This is a genomic window from Streptomyces sp. NBC_01198, assembly GCF_036010485.1.
Taxonomy (GTDB): domain Bacteria; phylum Actinomycetota; class Actinomycetes; order Streptomycetales; family Streptomycetaceae; genus Actinacidiphila.
Map to the genome: position 1 here is coordinate 7,410,533 of NZ_CP108568.1, position 23,010 is coordinate 7,433,542.

21 protein-coding genes are annotated in these 23,010 nt (G+C 72.7%); 5 read left to right on the forward strand and 16 right to left on the reverse strand.

Annotation, left to right across the window (positions count from 1 at the left end):
- Window positions 1–145: 145 nt before the first annotated feature.
- The 3 genes from OG702_RS33125 to OG702_RS33135 all read right to left on the reverse strand — a co-directional run bounded on the left by OG702_RS33125 (window position 146) and on the right by OG702_RS33135 (window position 2,533).
- The gene (locus OG702_RS33125) at window positions 146–949 is read right to left on the reverse strand and encodes a DeoR/GlpR family DNA-binding transcription regulator (protein WP_327292639.1); all 804 of its coding nucleotides are present in this window, start codon (window positions 947–949) and stop codon (window positions 146–148) included.
- A gap of 121 nt (window positions 950–1,070) precedes the next feature.
- Window positions 1,071–1,505 (reverse strand): SRPBCC family protein, encoded by a 435-nt coding sequence (locus OG702_RS33130; RefSeq protein ID WP_327292640.1) that lies wholly within the window; start codon window positions 1,503–1,505, stop codon window positions 1,071–1,073.
- A 50-nt stretch (window positions 1,506–1,555) separates the two neighbouring features.
- Entirely contained in the window at window positions 1,556–2,533 is a 978-nt protein-coding gene (locus tag OG702_RS33135) for an AraC family transcriptional regulator (RefSeq protein WP_327292641.1), read from the reverse strand.
- A gap of 356 nt (window positions 2,534–2,889) precedes the next feature.
- Between OG702_RS33135 and OG702_RS33140 the strand changes: the two genes are divergently transcribed.
- From OG702_RS33140 to OG702_RS33150, 3 genes are all read left to right on the forward strand, one after another.
- On the forward strand, window positions 2,890–4,254 hold the full coding sequence (locus OG702_RS33140; protein ID WP_327292642.1) for a cellulose binding domain-containing protein: 1,365 nt from the start codon (window positions 2,890–2,892) through the stop codon (window positions 4,252–4,254).
- A 363-nt stretch (window positions 4,255–4,617) separates the two neighbouring features.
- The gene (locus tag OG702_RS33145; protein ID WP_327292643.1) at window positions 4,618–5,817 is read left to right on the forward strand and encodes a right-handed parallel beta-helix repeat-containing protein; all 1,200 of its coding nucleotides are present in this window, start codon (window positions 4,618–4,620) and stop codon (window positions 5,815–5,817) included.
- An 88-nt stretch (window positions 5,818–5,905) separates the two neighbouring features.
- Window positions 5,906–6,973 (forward strand): methyltransferase, encoded by a 1,068-nt coding sequence (locus OG702_RS33150; protein WP_442814756.1) that lies wholly within the window; start codon window positions 5,906–5,908, stop codon window positions 6,971–6,973.
- 98 nt (window positions 6,974–7,071) lie between these two features.
- Here the strand turns inward: OG702_RS33150 and OG702_RS33155 are convergent, their stop codons facing one another.
- From OG702_RS33155 to OG702_RS33195, 9 genes are all read right to left on the reverse strand, one after another.
- Window positions 7,072–7,818, reverse strand: coding sequence for a class F sortase (locus OG702_RS33155; protein WP_327292644.1), 747 nt, complete (start codon window positions 7,816–7,818; stop codon window positions 7,072–7,074).
- A 153-nt stretch (window positions 7,819–7,971) separates the two neighbouring features.
- A complete protein-coding gene (locus OG702_RS33160; protein WP_327292645.1) occupies window positions 7,972–8,406 on the reverse strand; it encodes a hypothetical protein in 435 nt (144 codons plus the stop codon).
- A 188-nt stretch (window positions 8,407–8,594) separates the two neighbouring features.
- A complete protein-coding gene (locus OG702_RS33165; protein ID WP_327292646.1) occupies window positions 8,595–8,924 on the reverse strand; it encodes a TcmI family type II polyketide cyclase in 330 nt (109 codons plus the stop codon).
- A gap of 69 nt (window positions 8,925–8,993) precedes the next feature.
- Window positions 8,994–9,464, reverse strand: coding sequence for an SRPBCC family protein (locus OG702_RS33170; RefSeq protein ID WP_327292647.1), 471 nt, complete (start codon window positions 9,462–9,464; stop codon window positions 8,994–8,996).
- A gap of 3 nt (window positions 9,465–9,467) precedes the next feature.
- Window positions 9,468–9,725, reverse strand: coding sequence for an acyl carrier protein (locus OG702_RS33175; RefSeq protein ID WP_327292648.1), 258 nt, complete (start codon window positions 9,723–9,725; stop codon window positions 9,468–9,470).
- Window positions 9,726–9,779: 54 nt separating this feature from the next.
- Complete coding sequence (locus tag OG702_RS33180) at window positions 9,780–11,036, reverse strand: beta-ketoacyl synthase N-terminal-like domain-containing protein (protein WP_327292649.1); 1,257 nt, start codon at window positions 11,034–11,036, stop codon at window positions 9,780–9,782.
- Window positions 11,033–12,298 (reverse strand): beta-ketoacyl-[acyl-carrier-protein] synthase family protein, encoded by a 1,266-nt coding sequence (locus tag OG702_RS33185; RefSeq protein WP_327292650.1) that lies wholly within the window; start codon window positions 12,296–12,298, stop codon window positions 11,033–11,035. The genes OG702_RS33180 and OG702_RS33185 overlap by 4 nt, the downstream gene beginning before the upstream one ends.
- A complete protein-coding gene (locus OG702_RS33190; protein ID WP_327292651.1) occupies window positions 12,295–12,756 on the reverse strand; it encodes a cupin domain-containing protein in 462 nt (153 codons plus the stop codon). The genes OG702_RS33185 and OG702_RS33190 overlap by 4 nt, the downstream gene beginning before the upstream one ends.
- 80 nt (window positions 12,757–12,836) lie before the next feature.
- A complete protein-coding gene (locus OG702_RS33195) occupies window positions 12,837–13,964 on the reverse strand; it encodes a SchA/CurD-like domain-containing protein (RefSeq protein WP_327292652.1) in 1,128 nt (375 codons plus the stop codon).
- A 371-nt stretch (window positions 13,965–14,335) separates the two neighbouring features.
- Between OG702_RS33195 and OG702_RS33200 the strand changes: the two genes are divergently transcribed.
- Window positions 14,336–16,261: an FAD-dependent oxidoreductase gene (locus OG702_RS33200; RefSeq protein WP_327292653.1), complete on the forward strand. Its 1,926-nt coding sequence runs from the start codon at window positions 14,336–14,338 to the stop codon at window positions 16,259–16,261.
- 106 nt (window positions 16,262–16,367) lie between these two features.
- Here the strand turns inward: OG702_RS33200 and OG702_RS33205 are convergent, their stop codons facing one another.
- The 4 genes from OG702_RS33205 to OG702_RS33220 form a co-directional block, all read right to left on the reverse strand.
- Window positions 16,368–18,656 (reverse strand): beta-glucosidase, encoded by a 2,289-nt coding sequence (locus OG702_RS33205; RefSeq protein ID WP_327293463.1) that lies wholly within the window; start codon window positions 18,654–18,656, stop codon window positions 16,368–16,370.
- A 95-nt stretch (window positions 18,657–18,751) separates the two neighbouring features.
- Window positions 18,752–19,570, reverse strand: a complete 819-nt coding sequence (locus OG702_RS33210) for a carbohydrate ABC transporter permease (protein WP_327292654.1) — start codon at window positions 19,568–19,570, stop codon at window positions 18,752–18,754.
- A complete protein-coding gene (locus OG702_RS33215) occupies window positions 19,570–20,499 on the reverse strand; it encodes a carbohydrate ABC transporter permease (protein WP_327292655.1) in 930 nt (309 codons plus the stop codon). Before OG702_RS33215 ends, OG702_RS33210 begins: the two co-directional genes overlap by 1 nt.
- 14 nt (window positions 20,500–20,513) lie before the next feature.
- The gene (locus tag OG702_RS33220; protein ID WP_327292656.1) at window positions 20,514–21,812 is read right to left on the reverse strand and encodes an ABC transporter substrate-binding protein; all 1,299 of its coding nucleotides are present in this window, start codon (window positions 21,810–21,812) and stop codon (window positions 20,514–20,516) included.
- A 142-nt stretch (window positions 21,813–21,954) separates the two neighbouring features.
- Here OG702_RS33220 and OG702_RS33225 point away from each other — a divergent pair, with 142 nt between their 5' ends.
- Window positions 21,955–22,977: a LacI family DNA-binding transcriptional regulator gene (locus tag OG702_RS33225; protein ID WP_327292657.1), complete on the forward strand. Its 1,023-nt coding sequence runs from the start codon at window positions 21,955–21,957 to the stop codon at window positions 22,975–22,977.
- The last annotated feature ends 33 nt before the right edge of the window (window positions 22,978–23,010 follow it).

Below are 23,010 nucleotides of genomic sequence, written 5' to 3' on the forward strand. Positions count from 1 at the left end.
TGCGCCGGAGCCGGCAGGGGCGCGGCGGAAGGCGGGTCGCCTGATGGGCCTCGGGGCCGGCGGGGGAGCGGATGCGGGTGCGAGGACCGGGACGGCCGGGCCCGCCGTGCGACGGCGTAGCCGGAACGACGCCGTGCCGGGTCGTTCAGACGGTGATCACCTGGACGCCGGCCTCCTCGAAGGCGGCCACCGCCGCGGCCGGGGCGGCGCTGTCGGTCACCAGCGTGTGGACAGAACCGGTGCCGCAGATACGGGCGAAGGCGCGGCGGCCGATCTTGGAGGAGTCGGTGGCGACCACCACGCGCCTGGCGCGCTCCGCGAGCAGCCGGTTGGTGCTCGCCTCGTCCTCGTGGTGGGCGTAGACGCCCTCGGCCGGGTCGATCGCGTCGATGCCGAGGACCGCGATGTCCAGCGTGATCTGCGCCAGGATGCCGCCTGCCAGCGGACCGGTCAGCTCGTAGGACTGCGGGCGGGCGACACCGCCGGTCACCACCAGCTTGATCTGCGGACGGATCACCAGCTCGCCCGCGATGTTCAGCGCGTTGGTGACCACGGTGAGCACCGGCGGCCGGCCGGCCGCGCCGGTGCCGCCGCCGTCGGCGAGATCGCCGCGCAGCGCCAGAGCCCGTGCGACCTCGGTCGTCGTCGTGCCGCCGGTCAGCCCGACGACCTCGCCGGCGGTGACCATCGCGGCCACCGCCGCCGCGATCCGCTGCTTCTGCGGGGCATTGCGCGCGGTCCTGTACCGCAGCGGCAGCTCGTAGGACACGCCGTGCGCCACCGCACCGCCGTGGGTCCTGATGAGCATCTGCTGCTCGGCGAGCTGGTCGAGGTCACGGCGGATGGTGGCGGTGGAGACCCGCAGCGCGTCTGCGGCCTCGTCGACGTCGAGGCGGCCGTGCTCGGCCAGCAGGTCGAGCAGCGAGCTCCACCGGGCGTCCCGGGACACTGGGCTCACTCCTCTCGACCGCGCGGCCTCCGGCAGCCGCACGGGGGCGCCGCCGCCCGTCGTGCGGCCAGCGTCGCACACCGGGCGCCCGCCACTGCTGCCGGGCCCGCGGCGGGCACCCTTACGGCTGAGCGGGCGACTGCTCGCTGCGGGACTTGATGCCCTCGGCCTCCAGCGTCACGTACCGCCGGATGGTGCTGCCCGCCAGCAGGCCGACCGGCCAGGCCAGGAGGCCGGACTGGTCGATCGTCAGGGTGAGGCGGGTGCCCTCGCCGTCCGGCTCCACCAGATGGGCGCCGCGCGAGACGATGCCCGGCTCGCGCGCCTCCCAGGTGAAGGAGGTGCCCTCGTCGAGCTGCGTGACGGTCCAGATCGCCTTGCGGAGTTTCGGCTGGCGCACCTCGAACCGTGCGCCGAGGGCGGGGCGCGGGCCGTCAAGGCCGCGTACGGACGTCATGGACGTGGTCAGGTCCGGCCAGCGCTCCACGTCGGTGAGTATCTGCCAGACCCGCGGGGCCGGGGCGTCGATGGTCAGTGTGTACGAGTAGGTGGGCACGGGTGCGCTCCTTGGGGCCGGGTGCCGCCGCTGGTCGGGCGCCGCCCACCCTACTGCTCACATACTGTCAGTTCATGACCTCCCTGGCATCCACTGCCTGCCGCGTGCACCCGCCGGTAGCGGCCGGGCGCCATGCCGCACCACCGCTTGAAGGCGTGGGCGAAGGCGAATTCGGAGGTGTAGCCGACCTGTGCGGCGACCGAGGACAGCGGCAGCGCGGAGGTCGCGAGCAGCCTGGCCGCCAGCGTCATCCGCCACCACGTCAGGTAGCCCAGCGGCGGCCGGCCGGTCAGCGCCGCGAACCGCCGGGCGAACGCGGCCCGTGACAGTCCGGCTTCGCGCGCCAGCCGCTCAACGGTCCACGGCCCGGCGGGATTCCGGTGCATCGCCGCCAGACCGGCCATCAGCGGCGCGTCGTTGAGCGCGGCCGCCCATCCGGTCGTGGCGCCGCAGTCCCGCAGTGGCGCGTCGTCGTACCAGGCCCGCAGCACGTACAGCAGCAGCGTGTCGAGCAGCGACGGCACGATCGCGTCGCTGCCCAGTCGCGGCCGCTCCAGCTCGCCGGCCAGCAGGCGTACGGTAGCGGCCGGTTCCGGGTGCCTGGCCGGTGCGGCGCGCAGCCGCAGCAGGTCGGGCAGTTCCGCGAGCAGCGGGTGGGTGCGCTGCGGATCGAGCGGATAACTGCCGCACAGCAGCAGTGCCGCGGGGCCGTCGCCGGCCGGCGGGCGCGGCCCGGGGAGTCGGGCGGCGCCGGGCTCGCAGGGCGGACCCGTGACGGGGGTGCCGGGGCTGTCGGCCAGCACGTGACCGGTGCCGCGCGGCACGAACACCACGTCACCCGGGCCGAGGTCGACGGACTGCCGGCTGGCGGTGGGCCGCAGCACGCACGTGCCGCGCAGCACCACGTGGAAGGCGGCCGAGCCGGCGGCCGGCGCGAACTCCAGTGCCCAGGGCGCGTGATGAAGGACCGGCGCCGACCGGGGACGGCCGGTCCGCAGCACCCCGATCACGTCGCTGAGTACGTCCACGCAGTGACGCTACCCATCGCCGAGACGGACACGCATGATCGCGGCAGCCGGACGTACGGGCCGTCTACCGCGCCGAGGCGACCGCCGCCGGACCGGAGGTGGTCGCTCCGGCCGCCGGCGGCCGCGGGGGTGTCCTGGCTGCGGTACCGGGCCAACGGCCCTGGCGGCCGCAGCCTGTGGCGGCCCGGGCGCCTGGCCGCGCGGGGCTGTCCCCGCTGCGGGACCGGGCCAGCCCTCCCTGGCGGCCGAAGCATGTGACGGCGCCGGACATCCGTCAGGCGGCGGCCCGTTGACGCCGCAGACTCGGCGCCGGACTATGGGAGCGCTCCCATACCCCCCACGCCAAGGAGCCAGCCATGCGCGGACTCGCGCACCCCCACCGCTCGCACCGACCGCCCCGCAGACTGCTCGCGGCACTCGCCACCGCGGTGGCCGCGGTGCTGGTCTACGTGCTGACGATGCTGCCCGCCCCCGCGGCGACCCCGCACGCGGCCCAGGCCGACGTCGTCGGCAACGCCACCCACTTCGACGGCCTCGGCCAGCCCTACGGCGGCTGCGGCATGCCGCAGTCCCAGCTGGACTCGCCGGACTTCGTCGCGCTCAACGTCTTCAACACACCGGGCGACTACGGGAGTCACCCGCGTCCGGTGCCAGCCGCCCAGAGCTCGATCGTGGGCGCCTGGGACAACGGCCACAACTGCGGGCGCTGGGTGCGGGTCACCATCGGCGACTACTGCACCGGCACCAACGACGGGGCCGCCGGCCAGCCCTTCTGCCGCAACGGCGGATGGACCCAGGACTCCTACAACGGAGCCACCCTCACCATGCTGGTCGCCGACAGCTGCGCGGACACCAACGCCTGGTGCCGGGACGACCCGAACCACCTGGACCTCGACACCGCCTCGCTCGGCCACTTCACGCAGAACGGCACGGCGGTCACCGGGCTCGCGGACCACTGGAACAACCGCCATGTGTCCTGGAGTTACGTCCCGGCGCCCGGCTACACCGGCGACATCAAGATCGGCTTCCTGCAGGGCGCCCAGCGCTACTGGGGCGCGGTCTCGGTCTCGCATCTGCCCAACGGCGTGCACGGTGTGGAGTTCTACTCCGGCGGCGCCTGGCACGAGGCGCAGATGAACAGCGACATGGGCCAGTCGTTCATCCTCGACCCGACGACCGACGGCGGCACCGACTTCCGCATCCGGGTGCGGGACGTCGACGACAGCTACGTCTTCGGCGGCCGCACGTACGACTTCTCGCTGCCGGCCGCGTGCTCTGGCACCTGCTCGCAGCCGTACACCGGCGTCGACTACACGACCGGGGGCGGCAGCACGACCCCGACCACCACACCTGCGACGACCCCTCCCACCACGCCCCCGACTTCCCCGACCAGCACCCCGCCGACCTCGTCCGGCGCGGGCGGCTGCGCCGCGGCCGTGCACGTCAGCAACTCCTGGCCGGGCGGCTACCAGGCCGACGTGACGGTGCGCAACACCGGCACCCGGCAGACCACCGGCTGGGCGGTCAGGCTGGCTCTGCCGCAGGGCGTCACGATCGGCAGCGTCTGGAACGCCGCGGCCGATGCGTCGGCGCCCGCCACCACGCTGCGCAACGTCGCCTACAACGGCACCCTCGCCCCGTCAGCCAGCACCTCCTGGGGCATGACGCTCAGCGGCACGGACCAGAGTCTCGGCACCCCCAGCTGTACGGCGTCCGGGTGACGCTCCGCCGGTCAGTCCGACCGACGGTGCCTTCTCGGCGCGTCCACGGTGATCACCGTCGGTGACCGTCACGACGGGTGATGCCGGACGGCCGTCCCGCCGCTGCGTACGGGACGGCCGTCCGGCGTGCGGCCACGTGCCCGGATCCGGGCGGCCGCCCCCGGATGACGGAGCAGAAATGGCGGGCGGCCCGGGCCGACCATAGCTTCGAATCGCGCGGGCACCGCCCCCTCGCCGAAGGGGCGTTGGCGAGTGCAATCCGAAACAGGTACTGGGACCCGTCGCAGCGCTGTGGCTCTGCCGGGTCGAGAAAGGCAGGTCAGGGCGATGCCCGTACGGCACAGCAGGTACATCGCAGGAGTCATGACGGTCGCGGCGCTCGGAGCGGGGGCCGTCATGGCGCCCGCGGCTCACGCCCAGTGGGGCGTGCAGCTGGTGCACGAGGGGGAGTCGATCCAGGCGGCGGTCGACGCGGCCGCCGACGGCGACACCGTTCTGGTGATGCCGGGCACGTACCGGGAGAGCGTGCAGATCACCAGGAACGTGACGCTGGAAGGCGTCGGCTCCGGCCTGGTCACGCTCACCGCCCCGGCCGGCCAGGGCGCGCAGGACGCCCCGGCCGCCGCCCCCGCCGCTCCGGCGCCCGCCCCGGCGGGCAGCAAGCCCGCCGCCCCCGCCGCGACGCCGGACGGGACCGCGCCCGCCGCGGCGAAGACGGAGGCCACCGCGAAGACCGAGACCAGCACGACCGTCACCGGCACCACCACTCAGGCGGCCTGCGCGGCGGCCGGCCACGGCATCTGCGTCACCGGCGCCGACGGCCACCCGCTCACCGCGGTCCGTATCGAGTCGCTCGCCGTCACCGGCTTCCGCGCGAACGGCATCGACGCCTCCGGCACCGACCGCATGGTCGTCCGCCGGGTGATGGTGAAGAACAACGGCCAGCAGGGCATCAGCCAGGAGAAGTCCACCCGGGCGGTGCTGCGGGACAACGAGGCGGTCGGCAACGGCCAGTCCGGCATCTTCGTGGCCAATTTCGTCAACGCCGAGGGCGGCGCCCTCGACACCCGGGGCACGCTGGTCTCCGGCAACACCCTGTCGGGCAACCGCATCGGCGTGACCGTCCGCCGGGCCCGCGTGATGGCGGTGGAGAACAACACCGTCACCGGCAACTGCGGCGGCGTCTTCGTCGTCGGCGACGAGAACAACCCCAAGGCCGGCGACCTCGACATCCGGCAGAACAAGATCACCGACAACAACAAGTTCTGCGCCTCCAACGGCCGGCTGCCGGCCATCCAGGGCACCGGCGTGCTGCTCACCGGCGCCGAGGACACCCGGATCACCGACAACACCATCACCGGCAACTCCGGCACCTCCCCGATGTCCGGCGGAGTCGTGCTCTTCCCCAGCGAGGTCGGCGTCGCCAACCTGCGCGACCAGGTCAGCGGCAACAACCTGTCAGGCAACCACCCCGCCGACCTGGCCGACCGCGACACCAAGGGGTCGGGCAACACCTTCAGCGCGAACGCGTGCAGCGTCTCCGAGCCGGCCGGCCGGTGCTGACCGGCAGGCACGCAGGCCCGCCGCGCGCACCACGACTCCGTCCGTTCCCGCCGCCGACCCGGCATGACCAGAAGGGCCGACCATGACGATGACCCAACCTGCCGCGGCGCCCCCGGCCGCGCCCGCCCCGCCGCCGCACGCGCCCGACCAGTCGGTGATGCGGCTGCGCGAGCTGGTGTTCGGCGCCGCCTGCGCCGCCGCGGTCCGTGCCGCGGCCCGGCTCGGCGTTGCCGACGCGCTCGACGACCAGCCGGCCACTGCCGAGGAGCTGGCCGCCGCGGTGCGGGCGGAGCCCCGGCCGCTGAACCGGCTGCTGCGCGCGCTGACCTGCTACGGCGTTTTCGCCGAGCAGTCCGACGGGCGCTTCGTGCACACCGACATGTCCCGGATGCTGCGCGAGGACGCCCCCGACTCGCTGCGCAACATCGCCCTGTGGTGCACCGAGCCGTGGACCTGGGAGGCCTGGCCGCGGCTCGACGACGCGGTGCGCACCGGTCAGGACGTCTTCGCCGACCTGCACGGCAAGCGGTTCTTCGACTACCTGCACGACGACGCGCCCGAGTCGGCCGCGGTCTTCGACAAGGCGATGACCCGCTCCAGCATGCAGTCCGCCCGCGACGTGGTGGACAGCCTCGACGTGACCGGTGTCGCCACCGTCGCCGACATCGGCGGCGGCCAGGGCCACGTGCTGGCCGGCCTGCTGGAGAAGCACCCGGCGCTGCGCGGCACCCTCCTCGACCTGCCCAAGGTCGTCGCGAACGCCGACAAGCGGCTGCGGGCCGGCGGTGCGCTGGCCGACCGGGCGACCCTGCTGCCGGGCGACTGCCGCCGGGAGATCCCGGTCGACGCGGATCTCTACATCATCAAGAACATCCTCGAATGGGACGACGACTCCACCCGCAGGACGCTGCGCAACGTCGTCGCCGCGGCCCGCCCCGGCGCCCGGGTGCTGGTCATCGAGAACCTGGTGGACGACAGCGTCTCCATGCGGTTCACCACCGCCATGGACCTGCTGCTGCTGCTCAACGTCGGCGGGCAGAAGCACACCAGGGAGAGCCTGGTCACCCGGATGACCGAGGCCGGCCTCGCGGTCGGCGAGGTGCGGCCGGTCAACCCGTATCTGCACTCCTTCGAGAGCACCGTCCGCGGCGCCTGACATCCGCCACCGCGGTGCGCACACGAGCGGCCGGCCCGGTCATCCGGGCCGGCCGTCGTTCGTCGCGTCCGTCGCGTCCGTCGCGGTCCGCTGGGCCGTCAGGTGCGCCGCGAGGACGTCAGATGCGCGAAGACCACCACGTTGTCGGTGTAGTCGCGCTTGGAGCGGTCGTAGCTGCCCCCGCAGGTGATGATCCGCAACTGCGGGTCGGGTGTGGGTCCGTAGACCCGCTGGTCGGGGAATTTGCCCTTGGAGAACATCTCCACCGAGTCGACGGTGAAGGTGGCCACCGTGCCGTCCGCCCGGGTGATGTCCGCGGTCGCGCCCGGCCGCAGCAGCCGCAGCAGCAGGAAGACGGCCGGTCCGGTCTTGGTGTCGACGTGCCCGGCCACGATCGCCGGACCGCGCTCGCCGGGCGTCGGACCCTCGGCGTACCACCCGACGAGGTTGGTGTTGCCCGCGGGCGGCGCGTTGAGATTGCCGGCGGCGTCCAGGTGCAACGGGGTGAAGGGCGCGTTCACCGCGATGTTCTTGATGGTCAGCCGGGTGGGGTTGGAGTGCGGCAGGCCCGGCACGGTGGTGGCCGTGGGGGTCGGCTTGACGGCCGCCGGAGCGGTGCCGGGGGCGATGCCCACGGCCGCACCGGGGCCACTGGCCGGGGCGCTGGGCGGCGCCGCCGCGGACGGCGGCGGGCCGGGCAGGGCCGTACCCGAGGAGTCGACCGAGTTGTAGATCATCAGGGCGCCGAGGGCCACCGAGGCGACCGCCCAGCGCAGCACGCGCGGGCGTGCGCCGGGTGCGGCGGCCGCCGCGCCGGGGGGAGGCGGCGGGTACTGCTGGGACATGGGGCGATGCCTTTCATCGGCTCGCGGACAGTGCGGGCGGCGCGGGGGCCGAATGTGCCGTGGCCACCGCCACGGGAAGCGGCGGTGGCCACGGCAGGAGACAGCAGGGAACGGTTTCAGCGGGCTTTCAGCCGTTCACCGGGCAGGCCGGTGTCAGACCGCGAGACCGCCGGCCGGCGTACGGCGACGGCGCAGCGCCACCGCACCGGCGCCGAGGCCGCCGAGCAGCAGGATCGAACCGGCCGCCATGCCGCCGCCGGACAGCGCCATGCCGCCGCCGCCGGTGTGCACGCCGCCGTGCGGCTGCTTGCCGTGCCACGAACCCTCGCCACCCTGCTCGGCGGTGGTGTCGTCCGAGGACGCGTGCTCGCTGCCGGAGGACGCGTGCTCGTTGGCGGCGGAGCTGTCCGCGCTGCCGTCGGTGGCGGCGGCGCCGCCGTGGGAGGACGAGTGGTTGCTGGAGTGCGACGAACCCTGGCTGCTCGGGTCGTAGGCGTTGACGGCACCCGTCGCGTGGGCGGCCGGGGCGGCGATGGCGAGGACTGCGGAGAGTGCAGCTCCGGCGAAGAGGGTGCGGGCAGTGCGCATGGTGAAGTTTCCTTCCGTCGCGCATGCGTCGGATGACAGGTCGTCAGCCGAAGGGTGCGCAGTAGCGACATGTTCACCGTCAGCCATGCACCAGTGGCGCGCCACCGGAGAGGGCCGCAAGGGGTGAACCTTGCGCCCTCCGGGTGGCGCGCTGCGCCGCACGGGGGACCGCGGCGGTGGGCGGCCGGTCAGCCGCCGCTGCGCTCCCAGCGGTAGAACTCGCGGGCCATGGCGTCCTTCGGGGACCGCCAGGTCGCCGGGTCGTAGGCGCTGACGTGCGACGACAGCCGCTCGCTGATGTCCTTGAACTCGGGGTGCGAGGCGTGCTCGGCCACCGCTGGCCCGGGTGGGCCGTCGGCCTCGATCAGATGGAAGTAGAGGTCGCCGAACTGGAACAGGCTGCGGCCCCGTACCCCGATCAGCCGCGGCAGCTCGCCGCGGTCGGAGTCGGTGAAGACCTCGGCGATGTCGTCCGCCGAGCCGGGTGCCATACGGGCCACGATCAGAGCGCGGTGCACGGTCACGTCCTTCCTGCTTGCTGCGGGGGAGGGGGAGCCCGGGCGGGTGGTGCCCGCCCGGGCGCGGCGTCAGTTGGGGACCGAGACCTGCTCGCGGGCGCGCTGCTCGATCTTGTCCCTGATCAGCTCCAGCTGGACGGCGGAGTTCGCGTTGATCCTGGCGGTCATCCCGGCGTCGTCCACCGGGGCCTCCGGCTTCATCGCGAAGTCCTGCACCCAGCGCATCCGGGTGCCGCCGGGGACCTCGTGGTAGCTCCAGAAGATCTCCATGAACTCGAACGGGCCGGTCTCGACCCGGCGGGCGGTGACCGTACGGGTCTCGGGCACCGGCTCGCGCTCGGAGACCCAGCTCCACACGGTGCCGTTCTCGTCGGGGTGCATCGTCAGCCGGAAGGTGGTCTTGCGGCCCTGGCGCTCCAGGATCTCCACCGACGCGTACTCGCTGAACAGCTGCGGCCAGTGCGCCAGGTCGTTCGTCATGTCCCAGACGAGGTCGAGCGGCGCGTTGACGGTGATCTCGTTCTCGGTGTGCGCGGCCATGGCTCAGGTCCTCGCCTTCAGGACGTCGTTGACGACGTCGAGCAGTTCCCGGGGGGTCCGGCAGGCGTCGGCGTCGGCGGGGATGGTGGCGCCGTGCTCGTTCTCCAGCGCGCCGACGATGCCGAGCAGGCCCAGCGAGTCGAGGCCGAAGTCGGCGAACGGCGTGTCGGACTGGAGCTCCAGGTCGGCCGGGCTGACGATGACGCCGGCCCGGCGTTCCATCAGCGAGGCCAGTTCCGCGTAGCTGAGTTCGGTGTGCATGAGCGGCTCCTTACGTGGGGGATGGGTGTGGGGTGGAGGACGTGCGGTCAGGGGTCACAGACGGGCGTCGGCGCCGTGCCGGAGCACCAGTGCCGAGTTCGAGCCGAGCAGCCCGCGGCTGAGCACCAGGGCGGTGCGCAGATCGGCCTGCCTGGCGTGGCCGGTGACCAGGTCCAGGCCGTGGCTCACGTCGGTGACGTTGGGGGTGGGCGGCACGACGCCGTGTTCCATGGCCAGTACCGCGCAGGCGGCGTCCAGCGCCGAGGCGCCGCAGTAGGCGCGCCCGGTGCCGGTCTTGGGGGCGGTCACCGGAACCCGGGCCGCGTGCCTGCCGAGCGCGTCGGCCAGCGCCAGCGCCTCGGCGTGGTCGGCCGCGGGCACGCCGAGCGCGTCCGCGAAGACCACGTCGACCTCCTCCGGCGCGACCCCGGCCTCGTCCAGCGCGCCGCGGATCGCGTGCGCCAGGCCTTCGCGCGAGGCCGCCCAGTCGGCGGAGCCGGTGAAGGTCGCGGCATGTCCGGCGACCACCGCCCGGGCCGTGACGCCGCGCTCGCGGGCCGCCGTCTCCTCCTCGGCCACGAACATCGCGCCGCCCTCGGCGGGCACGAAGCCGCAGGCGCGGTCGGTGAACGGCAGATACGCGTGCTGCGGGTCGCCGACCGTGCTCAGCTCCGGATAGCCCAGCTGGCAGACGATCGAGTACGGCGCGAGCGGTGCCTCGGTGGCGCCGAGCACCATGGCGTCGGCGCCGCCGCGGATGCTGCGGGCCGCGTGGGCGAAGGCGTCGAGACCACCGGCCTCGTCGCCGGCGACCACGCCGCAGGGGCCCTTGAAGCCGCCGCGGATGGATATCTGGCCGGTGCTCGCCGCGTAGAACCAGGCGATGGACTGGTACGGCCCGACGAAGCGCGGCCCGCGGCCCCACAGCTGCTGCAGCTCGCGCTGGCCGAACTCGCCGCCGCCCGAACCCGCCGCCGTCACCACGCCGATGGCGAACTCGCCGGCGCCCGCGGCGTCCAGTGCCGCGTCGCTCAGCGCCATGTCGGCGGCGGCCATCGCGAAGTGGCTGAACCGGTCGGTCTGCACCAGGAAGCGCTCCTCGACCAGCGTCGACGGGTCGAAGCCGTGCACCTCGCCCGCGACGGCCAGCGGCAGGTCGCCGCAGCCCTCCCGGGTGATCGGGCCGAGGGCGCTGACGCCCTCCTTGGTGGCCTTCCAGTACGCGTCGGCGCCTATCCCGGTGGGGGCGATCACCCCCATTCCGGTGATCACCGTCCGGCGCTCGTCCGGCCTGCTCGGCTTCGGGGTCATCGGCTCGCCTCCTCCCGGTTGAGGACCACGGCGGACTGGAAGCCGCCGAAGCCGCTGCCGACGGACAGCACGGTCCGCAGCGGCATCTCGCGCGCGGTCCTCGGCACGTAGTCGAGGTCGCACTCGGGGTCGGGGGTCTCGTAGTTGGCGGTCGGAGGCACCACGCCGTGCTCCATCGCCAGTGCGCAGGCGGCCAGTTCGATGGCGCCGATCGCACCCAGGGAGTGCCCGACCATGGACTTGATCGAACTCATCGGGGTCGTCCGGGCGTGGTCGCCCAGCGACCGCTTCACCGCGGCGGTCTCGTGCCGGTCGTTCTGCTTGGTGCCGGAACCGTGCGCGTTGACGTAGTCCACGGCCGTCCGGTCGATCCTGCCGTGCGCCAGTGCACGGTCGATGGCCCGCGACATCTCCAGGCCCTCGCGGGTCAGCCCGGTCATGTGATGGGCGTTGCCGAACGAGGCGTAGCCCCTGACCTCGCAGTACACCCGGGCGCCGCGGGCCCTGGCGTGCTCCAGCTCCTCCAGGATCAGCACCGCGCCGCCCTCGCCGAGGACGAAGCCGTCGCGGTTGGCGTCGAAGGGCCGGGAGGCGTGCTCGGGGTCGTCGTTGTTCGGCGAGGTCGCCTTGATGGCGTCGAAGCAGGCCACCGTGATCGGCGAGATCGGCGAGTCGGACGCGCCGGCTATGCAGATGTCGGCCCGGCCCTCCTCGATGCTCTGGAAGGCGTAACCGACCGCGTCGAGCCCGGAGGTGCAGCCGGTGGAGACCGTCTGGACCGGGCCGTGCGCGCCCACCTGCTCGGCGACCTCCGCGGACAGCGCGCTGGGCGTGAACGCCCGGTGCAGGTGCGGCAGCGCCGGCCTGTGGTCGACGTCCCAGCGGTCACCGCCCGCGCTGACCAGGGCGTAGTCCTGTTCGAGCCGGGTGGTGCCGCCGACCGCGGTGCCCAGCGACACCCCGATCCGCCAGGGGTCCTCCGCCCGGGGGTCCAGACCCGCGTCGTGCAGCGCCTCGTCGGCTGCCGCCATCGCGAACTGTACGTAACGGTCGGCGCGGGCCATCTGCCCGGCGTCCAGGCCGCAGGCGGCCGGGTCGAAGTCGCACTCGGCGGCTATTCGGGACCGGAAGGCCGAGGCGTCGAAGCGGGTGATGCCCCGGGTCGCCGTGCGTCCTGAGGTGAGCAGGTCCCAGAACGCGGGCACGCCCACCCCGCCGGGGGCGACGACGCCGACCCCGGTCACCGCCACCCGCCGGGTCACGAGACGGCCCCCGCCGCTTCCGGCGGCCGTCCCGCGCTCGGCCGGGCACCGTCCGCCACCAGCGGGTTGCCCGCGGCGTCCTCGGTGTCGACGTGGCCCAGTTCGGGTCGCGGGGCGAGCGGGCCGAGATGGAAGACCATCCGCGCCTCGCCGTCACCGACGTTGCGGAAGCGGTGCCGCACGTCCTTCGGGATCAGCAGCCCGTGGTCGGCGCTCAGCGCGTACGGCGTGCCGTCGAGGTCGACTTCGAGTTCGCCCTTGACGACGAGGACGAACTCCTCCGAATAGGGGTGGTAGTGCTCGGCGATCCGGTCGCCGCGCTGCATGATCGCCATACCCATGAAGCCGCTGGTCGATCCGCAGAGGGTCGGGGTGAGCATGGCGCGCAGATCACCGCCGCGGCGCCGGTTGGGCTCGATCTCATCGACGTGCACGATCCGAGGGGGCTGAGCGGTCATGACGGGTGCCTCCAGGTGAAGTCACACCGGCCGCCGGGGAGCTGCGGCCGGCCCGCGCGTGCGGGAATGCGGAACGGTGATCACGAGTCCTGTGCGTGGCGGTCGGTGACCAGGGTCATCTCCAGGTGCGCGAGCAGTTCCCTGCGGCCCCGGTCCTCGCCCAGGTCCTTGGCGGAGCCGGGCAGTTCGAGCACCCGGCCCAGCTCCGCGGCCAGGTCGCGGTCCGCGGTGCCGGTGGTCAGCGCCAGGTCCTCGTCGGCGGCGGCCGCCAGGTCGATCACCCGTACGACGATGTCGTCGCGCTGGAAGATGGTGCTGCGTACCAGCGAGCCCGTCGGGTCGGCCGCGGCCAGCTCGTCGGACCTGGCCAGCACCCGGGCCGCCGCGGCGCCGCTGCCGCCGCGTACCGGGTAGTGCAGCGCGTACCGGCGCACCTTGCCGCCGCGGTCGGCCTCGGCCACCGCCTCGTGCACCGCGGGCAGCCCGGCCCTGGTGAAGAACGCGCGTGCGGCCTCCGGGTCGGTCAGGTCGCGCTCCTCCTCCAGGTACGGGTTGATGGCCTCCTCGACCGCCCGCACCTCGGGCTGCTGCGCCACGTGCCGCAGCGCCGCGACCAGGTTGCCGCTCACCTCGACGGCCCGGACGACCCGGTTGCCGTGCATGAACAGCGACGTCCTGCACAGCCGGGTGGCCGAGTCGACCCGCGCGGAGGGCGAGGCGTAGTCGGCCAGCAGCTTGGCGACCTTGTCCTCGCTGCCCGACTTGACGGTGAAGGTGATCGCGTGCCGGGTCCGCCCGTCGCCGGCCCGCTCGGGGCGCGGCGCCCGGTCACCGGTGTGCCCGGCCACCGACGTCTCGCGCAGCACGTCGAAGCGCAGCGAGCGCGTGTCGTTGACGCAGGAGTGCATCGGCTTGACCATCTCGCGGTGCTCGGGGCTGTCCACCCAGGCCAGGAACGGCTCGGAGCTCTCCCACTCGCTGGTGATCAGCCACTGCGAGGGGTCCTCGATGGACTGGCACAGCTGGTCGCTGACATGCCCGGGCACCGAGGCGACCTGGCTGCGCAGCAGTTCGTACGCGTCGAGAAAGCGCTCCTGCGCGCCCTTCTGGATGTCGAGCAGCAGGACCACGCGGAGCCGAGCGGACTCGGTGTCCCGGGTGCCCGCCGCGGTGCCCGTAGTCCCCGGCTCTTCGGACAGGGTCGTCATCTTCCACTTCTCCTTCGACTGCCGATGTGCGGTGTGCAAGGTGCGGTGTGCGATATGCGATCTGCCGCCGCAGGCCGTCCGCGCTGCCGCGGCCGCCGACGCCAGGGACACCCGATCCGCACCCGCGTGCGTTTCCGGGGCCCTGAGCTCTGATCGTGCTTCGATCCCACCAACGCCGCGAGATCTGCGGTCCATGCGGGCGAATGCGCCGCCAGGACACCGCCGTGCGGCGCCGACCGGGCAAGGAGAGAGCGGGACCGGACGACGGCGTGCCGGCCCCCTGGGCCGTGTCGCACCCGACGGCAGGCCCCAGCCGCACCGGCGGCCCACCGCCGCCGCGCCCCGCGTGCCCGTACAGGCTGGAGCAACAGATGCAACCGACGTCCGACGACCGTGTACCGGTCCTCATCACCGGCGGGTCCCTGGTGGGACTGTCGACCTCCCTCTTCCTCGGCCGGCTCGGCGTGGACCACCTGCTGGTCGAGAAGCACGCCGCGACCTCGCACCACCCGCGCGGCCGCGGCAACAACGTGCGCACGATGGAGCTGTTCAGGACCGCGGGTGTCGAACCGGCGATCCGTACGGCCGCGTCCGTACTGGCCCGCAACCACGGCATCCTGCAGGCCGAGTCGCTGACCGGCGACAACCAGCAGTGGCTGTTCCGGGAGATCGACCCGGGTGGCGGCCTGGCCAGGTTCAGCCCGTCGGGCTGGTGCCTGTGCAGCCAGAACGACCTGGAGCCGGTGCTGCTGAAGGAGGCCCGCGCGCTCGGCGGCGACATCCGCTTCGGCGCCGAACTGCGGTCCTTCACGCAGGACGCGGACGGCGTGACCGCCGAGGTCCTCTACCGCGAGACCGGCGAGACCCGGACCGTACGCGCCGACTACCTGGTCGCCGCCGACGGGCCGCGCAGCCCGGTGCGCACCGCGCTGGGCATCGGCCAGACGGGCGCCGGCGAACTGTTCCACAACGTGAGCGTCACCTTCCGCGCCAAGCGGCTCGCCGAGGTCGTCGGCGACCGGCACTTCATCGCCTGCTACCTGACCAACCCGGACGCCGACGGTGCGCTGCTGCCGGTCGACAATGAGGCCGAGTGGGTCTTCCACCTGCCCTGGCACCCCGACCGCGGCGAACCCCTCGAAGCCTTCACCGACGAGCGGTGCGCCGCGCACATCCGCACCGCGGTCGGCGTGCCGGGCCTGGAGGTCGAGATCACCGGGAAGGCCCCCTGGCACGCCGCCGAGCGGGTGGCGGAACGCTACAGCGACGGCCGGGTGCTGCTGGCCGGCGACGCCGCCCACGAGATGTCGCCGACCGGGGCGTTCGGCTCCAACACCGGAATCCAGGACGGCCACAACCTGGCCTGGAAGCTCGCCGCGGTCCTCGGCGGCTGGGCGGGCCCCGGCCTGCTGGAGACCTACGGCGCCGAGCGCCGCCCGGTCGCCGTGGCCACCAGCGCCCGCGCCTCGGAGCGCTCGGCCGAGCACAGCCATCCGGGTTACGACGCCGCCCCGGCCGGCGGCAACCGGCAGAGCGGCGTGCTGACCGTCGCGCTGGGCTACCGCTACCCGGCCGGCGCCGTCGTCGGCGTCGACCCGCGGCGCCCGGTGGTCCCCGAGGGCCCGCCGGCGCCGCCGGCCGGCCCGGGCGGCAGCGGCGGCCCGGTCGTCCCGACCCTGCCCGACCTGCCGGACGCCGGGGACACCGTCGAGGAGCCGCCCGGCGGCCCCTCCCTCCCGGCCGCCGGCGGCCCGCCGGCCGACCGCGGCACGCAGGCGCCCGGTCGGCCCACCGCAGGCGCCGGTGGCCCCGGCGTGCGCGGCGGCGAGCGCGCGGCGGCCGGTGCCGCTGCCGGTCCGCGGGCGCCCGGCGGCGGCAGGCCCGCGGGCGCCGCTGGGGGCGGGCCGCGGCTGTGGCTGGGCGAGCCCGGCACCCGGGCACCGCACCTGTGGGTCACCCGGGGCGGCGAACGGCTCTCCACCCTCGACCTGTACGAGCGGGTGCCGGTGCTGCTCACCGGCGCCGGGAGCGCCGGCGGTGAGGCGTGGCACAGCGCCGCGGCCCGGGTCGCCGACGAGCTCGGCGTGCCGCTGGAGCGCTACCGGGTCGGTGCGGGCCAGGACGCCGACCTGGTGACCGAGCCCGACGCGGACTGGTCCGCGGCGCACGGCACCGGCGAGGACGGCGCGCTGCTGGTGCGCCCCGACGGCTTCGTCGCCTGGCGCGCCACCGCCGGCTGCGCCGACCCGGCGGCCGAGCTGGGCAGCGTCCTGCGCCAGGTGCTCAGCCTGGACTGACCGCCCAGGTGTACGAACGCGGCGGCGGCCACCGGTGGTTCACCGGTGGCCGCCGCCGCGTCGAGGGGTTGCGGTGCGCCGCCAGGGCCGCCCGCCGGCCCTCCGCTCACACCTGCGGCAGCGGCTCCTTGGAGGTGCTGAACGTCGCGTGCAGCCGGCGTGTGTGGTCCAGCTCCCGCACCTGGCCGGTCAGCGTGGCGATGACCGTCAGCCGCAGGTCCGTGGACGACGCGCCGAGCCGCAGCTCCAGCTCGCCGGGCTCCACGATCCGCCGCCCGCCGCGCCCGGTGAAGGACGCCAGGTCGGCCGGCACGACGACCTCGACCCGGGCGGACTGCCCGGGTGCCAGGTGCACCCGCCGGTAGCCGGCCAGCCGCTGCACCGGCTGCACCACGGAGGCGACCGGGTCGTGCAGGTACAGCTGCACCACCTCGGTGCCCTCCCGCTCACCGGTGTTGCGGACGGTGAACGCCAGCCGGATCTCGCCGTCCGTCCCGGCCTGCAGGTCCGGCACGTCCAGATCCGCCCACTGGAAGGCGGTGTACGTCAGGCCGTGGCCGAAGCCGAAGGCCGGCGTCGGGTCGATGTTGGACGACTCGCTGGACTGGCCGAGCTTGGCCGCCAGGTAGGTGGTCGGCTGGGTGCCGGCCTGCCGGGGGATGCTCACCGGGAGCCGTCCTGACGGCTCCACCCGGCCCGACAGCACGCCGGCGACAGCGCCGGTGCCCTCCTCACCGGGGAAGAACGTCTGCACGATCGCGGCGGCCTCGGTCACCGCCCGGCCGAGCACGTAGGGCCGCCCGGCCAGCATCGTGACGACCACCGGGGTGCCCGTGTCGAGCAGCGTGTCGAGCAGTTGCTGCTGGACGCCGGGCAGCGCCAGGGTCTCGGCGTCGCAGCCCTCGCCGCTGGTGCCGCGGCCGAAGAGCCCGGCCCGGTCACCGAGGGCGAGGACGACGACGTCCGCGCCGGCGGCCAGCCGTACCGCCTCGGCGAAGCCCCCGGTGTCGTCGGTGTCGACGCCGCAACCGGCGGCGGTGACGACCTCGCTGCCGGGAAATTCGGCGGCCAGCGCCTCGCGCAGGGTGGGCAGCTCGATGCCGAGCGGCATCTCGGGATGCTGCCCGCCGACGTGCACGGGGAAGGAGTAGCAGCCGAGCACCGCGGTGGGGACCTCGGCGTTGGGGCCGATGACCGCGATCCTGGCCGGGCGCTCCAGCGGCAGGGTGCCGTCGTTGCGCAGCAGGACGACGCTGCGCTCGGCGATCCGCCGGGCGATGGCGCGGTTCTCCGCCGGGTCGAGGTCGACAGAACCGCGAAGCGCCGCGGTGTCGTCGAGGTCGGCGCCCGCCAGCGCCTCGGGCACCGGGTCCCAGTCCGGGTCGAGCAGCCCGAGCTGCACCTTCTGCACCAGCACCCGGCGCAGCGCGCGGTCCACGTGCGCCTCGGAGACCTGCCCGTCGGCGAGCGCTTTGAGCAGCGGCTCGCCGAACGCCTTGACGGTGGGCAGCTCGATGTCGACGCCCGCCGCGAGCGCGGCGCCGGCCGCCTCGCCGAGGGTGCCGGCCACGCCGTGCAAGGTCTTGAGGAAGGCGACGCCGAAGTAGTCGGCGACGACCGTCCCGGTGAAGCCCCAGGTCTCGCGCAGCAGCCCGGTCAGCAGCTCCTCGTCCGCCGCCGACGGTATGCCGTCGGTGTCGGTGTAGGCGTGCATGACCGAGCGGACGCCGCTCTCGCGCAGCGCCATCTCGAACGGTGCCAGCATCACGTCGGCGCGTTCCCTGCCGCCCATGCCGACCGGCGCGAGGTTGCGCCCGGCGCGGGAGGCGGAGTAGCCCACGAAGTGCTTGAGCGTCGCCACGATCCCGGCGGACTCCAGGCCCTGGACGTAGGCGGTGCCGACGGTGCCGATGAGATACGGGTCCTCGCCGATCGTCTCCTCGACCCGTCCCCAGCGGGCGTCGCGCACCACGTCGAGCACCGGGGCCAGGCCCTGGTGCACGCCGACGGCACGCATGTCGCGCCCGATCCTGCCCGCCATGGTGCGGACGAGCTCGGGGTCGAAACTGGCACCCCACGACAGCGGTACGGGGTAGGCGGTGGCGCCCCAGGTGGCGAAGCCGGCCAGGCACTCCTCGTGCGCGACGGCCGGTATGCCGAAACGGTTCGCCGCGGCGATACGCCGCTGGGTGCGCAGCAGGGACAGCGCGCCGAGCGCGGCATCCACCGGGGCGGTGCCGTACGACCTGGTCAGCTGGCCGAGACCCTGCGGCAGCAGGCTCTCCAGGGTGACCGGTTCCTCCATCTCGTGCTGGTACGGGGCGACCTCGCCGCCCTCGTCGGACGCGCCCACCCAGACGCCGAACAGCTGCGCGACCTTCTCCTGCACGGTCATCGCGGCGATCAGCGCGTCGGCCCGGTCTTCCGGGGCGAGGGAGGTGTTCCTCCATGGGGGGGCAGCGGACTTCTTCTCTTCGGCCACGGTGCCGGTCACTTTCCTCCGACGCCCATGAGTCCCTGGACCAGGGCACGGCGGGCGAACAGGTAGACGATGAAGATGGGCAGCATCGACAGCACGACCGCGGCCAGCAGGCCGGGGATGTCGATGCCGTGCTCGGTCTGGAAGTTGAAGAGGCCGAGGGTGATGACCTTCGACGAGTCGGACTGGGTCAGCACCAGCGGGAAGAGGAAGCCGTTCCACGCCTGGAGGGCGGAGAAGACCACGATGGTGGACAGCCCGCTCTTGGACAGCGGCACCACCAGCTGGAAGAACACCCGCCACGGCGAGGCGCCGTCCATGGCCATGGCCTCGTACAGATCCGGCGTGATCTCACGCATGACGCCGCTGAGGATCAGCGCGCACACCGGCAGCGAGAAGGCCGCGGTCGGCAGGATGATGCCGATCAGGTTGTCGTAGAGACCCGCCTTGCTGATGACGTAGAACATCGGCACGATCACCGCCTGGGCGGGGATCGCCAGGCCCAGCAGGAACAGCCGGAAGATGCCGGTGGTGATCCGGCCCCGGCTGCGGACGATCGCGTACGCCAGCGGAGGCACCAGCAGCAGCACGATGGCGACCACCGCGAGGGTGACCAGCAGGGTGTTCAGGAAGAAGTGGCCGAAGCCGTTGGAGAAGTCCTGCGTGTAGTTGTGCAGCGTGACGTGCTTGGGGAAGGCCAGCGGGCCGTTCGAGGAGTAGTCGGAGCGGTCCTGCAAGGTGGCGGCCAGCATCACGTACAGCGGCAGGCCGATGAGGAACAGCCAGACCAGGGATCCCAGGCCCGCCAGATAGTTGGGACGGCGCTTCATCACAGGCCTTCCGAGGAACTGCGCATCTTGTCGTAGCCGGAGACCTTGACGACGACGAGCGAGATGACCGTGGCGATGAGGACCAGGACCAGGGCGATGGCCGAACCGCCGCCGAAGTCGAAGCTCTTGAACGCCTTCTGGTACATGTAGTAAGCGCTGATGGTGGTGTCGGTGCCCGGGCCGCCCTGGGTGAGGATCAGCACGGTGTCGAACGTGGTGAGGCCGCCGACGACCATGAGGATCATCGACGTGATCATCGTGTTGCGCAGCTGCGGCAGCGTGATGTGGAAGAACTGCCGTATGGTGCCCGCCCCGTCGATCTCCGCGGCCTGGTAGAGCACCTGCGGAACGGCCCGGGCGGCGCCCTGGTAGATCAGCGTGTGGAACGGCGTGTACTGCCAGGCGCCGACGAAGACCAGCACGCCGATGGCGCTGGTCTGGTGGCCGAACAGGTTGCCGTCACCGAAGAGCCACTTGGCCTGCGAGGGGACGCCGAAGTTCGGGTCGAGCAGTGCCCGCCACAAGATGGACACCGCGGTCGCCGAGAGCAGCAGCGGTACGAAGTAGATCGCGGACAGGATCGCCCGGTTGCGCTGTTTGCCTGCCGCCCACACCCCGAGAAGGATGCTCAGCGGGGTCTGGACGACGACACCGAGCACGGTGATCAGGACGCTGAGCCACAGGCTCTGGATCATGACGTGGTCGTGGATCAGCGCTTTCCAGTTGTCCAGACCGGCGTACTGGGGCGAGCCCAGGCCGTCCCAGTCGGTGAAGGACAGCACCGCGACCAGGACCAGGGGAAGGACGGCGAAGAGCAGGAAGAACAAGGTGGCGGGCGCCGCCCAGGCGAAGCCTGGGCGGGCCACGGCGGCGCCGGACCGGCGTATGGACCGGCGCCTTGCCACCCTGGGTTCGGCAGAGGTGGTCATGTGGGAATCCCGGTTCAGGACGTGGGCAGGGCCTGCATGGCCTTGATGAAGCCGTCGGCGTCGAGCTTGCCGTCGAAGAACTGCTGCACGGCGGTGTGCATGGCCTCGCTGGCCGTCTGCGGGTAGGCCTGGTCCCACGAGAGCTGGAACGAGGGGGCCGCCTTGACCAGGTCGTACTGGAACTTCGAGTAGTCCGGGATGGCAGCGGTGTTCAGGAAGTTCACGGTGTTGGTGGTGGTCGGCAGGTTGCCGATCGCCATCTGCGCCTTCACGAACTCGTCGGAGTACTGCAGCTTCAGGAACTGCGCGATGGCGTCCGGGTACTTGGTCTTCTTCAGCACCGAGTAGAAGTTGTTGGTGTTGCCGACGACGTCCGTCGGGTCGCCCTTGCCGCCGGCGACGGTCGGGAAGGAGCTGAAGCCGAGGCCGCTCTTGGCGAAGTCGGGGTTGTCCTGCTGCTGCTGGGAGTAGTACCAGGAGCCCATCAGCTCGAAGCCGGCCTTGCCCTGCGCCACCAGGGCCACCGAGCCGCCGTCGGTGTACTTCACCGAGTCGAAGTTGGTGCCGAAGGCGCCGGCGTCGATGAGCTCCTTGAGCTTCGCCAGCGCGGCGCGGCTGTCGGCGCTGTCCCAGGCGGACTTGTCGCCGCCCATGGCCTTCTCGAACAGGCCGGGGCCCGCGATGCGGTCGTACATGTACTCGTACCACATCAGGGTCGGCCACTGGTCACCGCCGCCCAGCGCGATCGGGGTGATGTGCTTGGCCTTGAGGACCTTGACGGCGTTGAGCAGGTCGTCCCAGGTCTTGGGCTCGGTCAGGCCCGCGTCCGACAGCACCTTCTTGTTGTCGAACATCAGGACCGGCTGGGTGCCGCGCATCGGTATGCCGTAGGCCTTGCCGTCCACCGCCGCGCTGTTGAAGACCGACGGCAGGAAGTTGGACTTCAGACCGGGGTCCTTGGCGATGAAGTCGTCGAGCGGAAGGAGGAGGCCGGCCTTGACGAAGGGCGCGATGCTGCCGCCGCCCCAGTTGAAGAAGACGTCCGGGGCCTGCTTGGTGTTGATGATCGTCTGCAGCTTCTGCTGGTAGTCCGCACCAGGGATGGTCTGGAGGACCGCCTTGACCTTCGACGTCTTGTTGAACGTGTCGATGATCTGCTTTTCGACCTTGTTGCTCGCGTCGCCGTATACGAGAACCTTGAAGCTGCCCGAGCCGCTGCTGCTTGAGCTGCCGCCGCCGCACGCGGCCAGCGTCAGCCCGAGCGCGAGCACCACGGTGCCGGCCGCGGCACGGGGAAGCCATCTCTTCGTCATCGTCCAGCCTTTCGAAATATTTCGGCACCGTCGCCGAAAATTGCTGCGCGGTGTGACGCTAAGGTGCGGCTACGGAAGGGTCAACCCTCGGGGTCCGGGTTATCAAAGCGTTACGCTCAGATGTGCCGTACGCTGCGCTCTTATGGATGAAGAGGTGGACGAGGCTCGGGTCACGCTCGCCCAGGTCGCCGAAACTGCCGGTGTCTCGATCTCGACAGTTTCGAAGGTGCTGAACGGGCGTCAGGATGTTTCGGCCGTGACGCGGCTGAAGGTCGAACGGCTGCTGGAGCTGCACGGCTACCGGCGGACCTCACGCGGCACGCCCGAGGCACCGCTGATCGAGATCGTCTTCCACGAGTTGGACGCCATCTGGGCGATGGAGCTGATCCTGGGTGTCGAGAAGGTGGCCAAGGAGATCGGCGCCAGCGTCGTGCTCACCGAGAGCGGCACCCGCCACTCGCCCGGCACCGAATGGATCGAGGGGGTCCTGCGCCGCCGCCCGCTCGGCGTCGTCCTGGTCTTCTCCTCGCTGCCGCACGAGTTCAAGCAGCAGCTGCGGTCCCGCTCCATCCCGTTCGTGATCATCGATCCGGCCGGCGACCCCGAGCCCGACGTGCCCTCGGTCGGCTCCGCGAACTGGTCCGGCGGGCTGGCCGCGACCCGCCATCTGATCGAGCTCGGCCACCGGCGGATCGGGATCATCACCGGCCCCGAGGACATGATGTGCTCGCTGGCCCGGCTGGACGGCTTCCGCTCCGCCATGACGACGGCCGGCATCGAGATCGACCCCGGCCTGATCGCCTTCGGCGACTTCCACGTCGAGGGCGGCTACGAGCTGGCCATGCGGATGCTGGCCGGTCCTGACCGCCCCACCGCGATCTTCGCGGGCAGCGACCTGCAGGCGATCGGCGTGCTCGAAGCGGCCGGCGCGTACGGGCTGCGCACTCCGGCGGACCTGTCTGTGGTCGGCTACGACGACGTCGCCGTCGCCCAGTGGTCCCGCCCCGCCCTGACCACCGTCCGGCAGCCGCTGCGCAGGATGGCGGAGGAGGCCTCCCGGATGATGCTGCGGCTGCGGGCCGCGCCGTCCACCACCTCCACCACCCGGATGGAACTGGCCACCAATCTGGTGATCAGGAAGAGCACCGCTGCTCCGCCGCCCTGATCCGTGCCCGCGGCCCGTGGCGGAAAGGTGGGG

Bases quoted from the DNA above. Each gene is read 5' to 3' on its own strand.
- OG702_RS33205 (WP_327293463.1), bottom strand. From the start codon at position 18,656: ATGACCGTGCAGGAGAAGGTCGCGCAGCTGTTCGGCGTCTGGGTGGGC.
- OG702_RS33225 (WP_327292657.1), top strand. From the start codon at position 21,955: ATGGATGAAGAGGTGGACGAGGCTCGGGTCACGCTCGCCCAGGTCGCC.
- OG702_RS33190 (WP_327292651.1), bottom strand. From the start codon at position 12,756: ATGACCGCTCAGCCCCCTCGGATCGTGCACGTCGATGAGATCGAGCCC.
- OG702_RS33200 (WP_327292653.1), top strand. From the start codon at position 14,336: ATGCAACCGACGTCCGACGACCGTGTACCGGTCCTCATCACCGGCGGG.
- OG702_RS33195 (WP_327292652.1), bottom strand. From the start codon at position 13,964: ATGACGACCCTGTCCGAAGAGCCGGGGACTACGGGCACCGCGGCGGGC.
- OG702_RS33170 (WP_327292647.1), bottom strand. From the start codon at position 9,464: ATGGCCGCGCACACCGAGAACGAGATCACCGTCAACGCGCCGCTCGAC.
- OG702_RS33210 (WP_327292654.1), bottom strand. From the start codon at position 19,570: ATGAAGCGCCGTCCCAACTATCTGGCGGGCCTGGGATCCCTGGTCTGG.
- OG702_RS33180 (WP_327292649.1), bottom strand. From the start codon at position 11,036: ATGACCCCGAAGCCGAGCAGGCCGGACGAGCGCCGGACGGTGATCACC.
- OG702_RS33215 (WP_327292655.1), bottom strand. From the start codon at position 20,499: ATGACCACCTCTGCCGAACCCAGGGTGGCAAGGCGCCGGTCCATACGC.
- OG702_RS33140 (WP_327292642.1), top strand. From the start codon at position 2,890: ATGCGCGGACTCGCGCACCCCCACCGCTCGCACCGACCGCCCCGCAGA.
- OG702_RS33160 (WP_327292645.1), bottom strand. From the start codon at position 8,406: ATGCGCACTGCCCGCACCCTCTTCGCCGGAGCTGCACTCTCCGCAGTC.
- OG702_RS33150 (WP_442814756.1), top strand. From the start codon at position 5,906: ATGACCCAACCTGCCGCGGCGCCCCCGGCCGCGCCCGCCCCGCCGCCG.
- OG702_RS33155 (WP_327292644.1), bottom strand. From the start codon at position 7,818: ATGTCCCAGCAGTACCCGCCGCCTCCCCCCGGCGCGGCGGCCGCCGCA.
- OG702_RS33175 (WP_327292648.1), bottom strand. From the start codon at position 9,725: ATGCACACCGAACTCAGCTACGCGGAACTGGCCTCGCTGATGGAACGC.
- OG702_RS33220 (WP_327292656.1), bottom strand. From the start codon at position 21,812: ATGACGAAGAGATGGCTTCCCCGTGCCGCGGCCGGCACCGTGGTGCTC.
- OG702_RS33145 (WP_327292643.1), top strand. From the start codon at position 4,618: ATGACGGTCGCGGCGCTCGGAGCGGGGGCCGTCATGGCGCCCGCGGCT.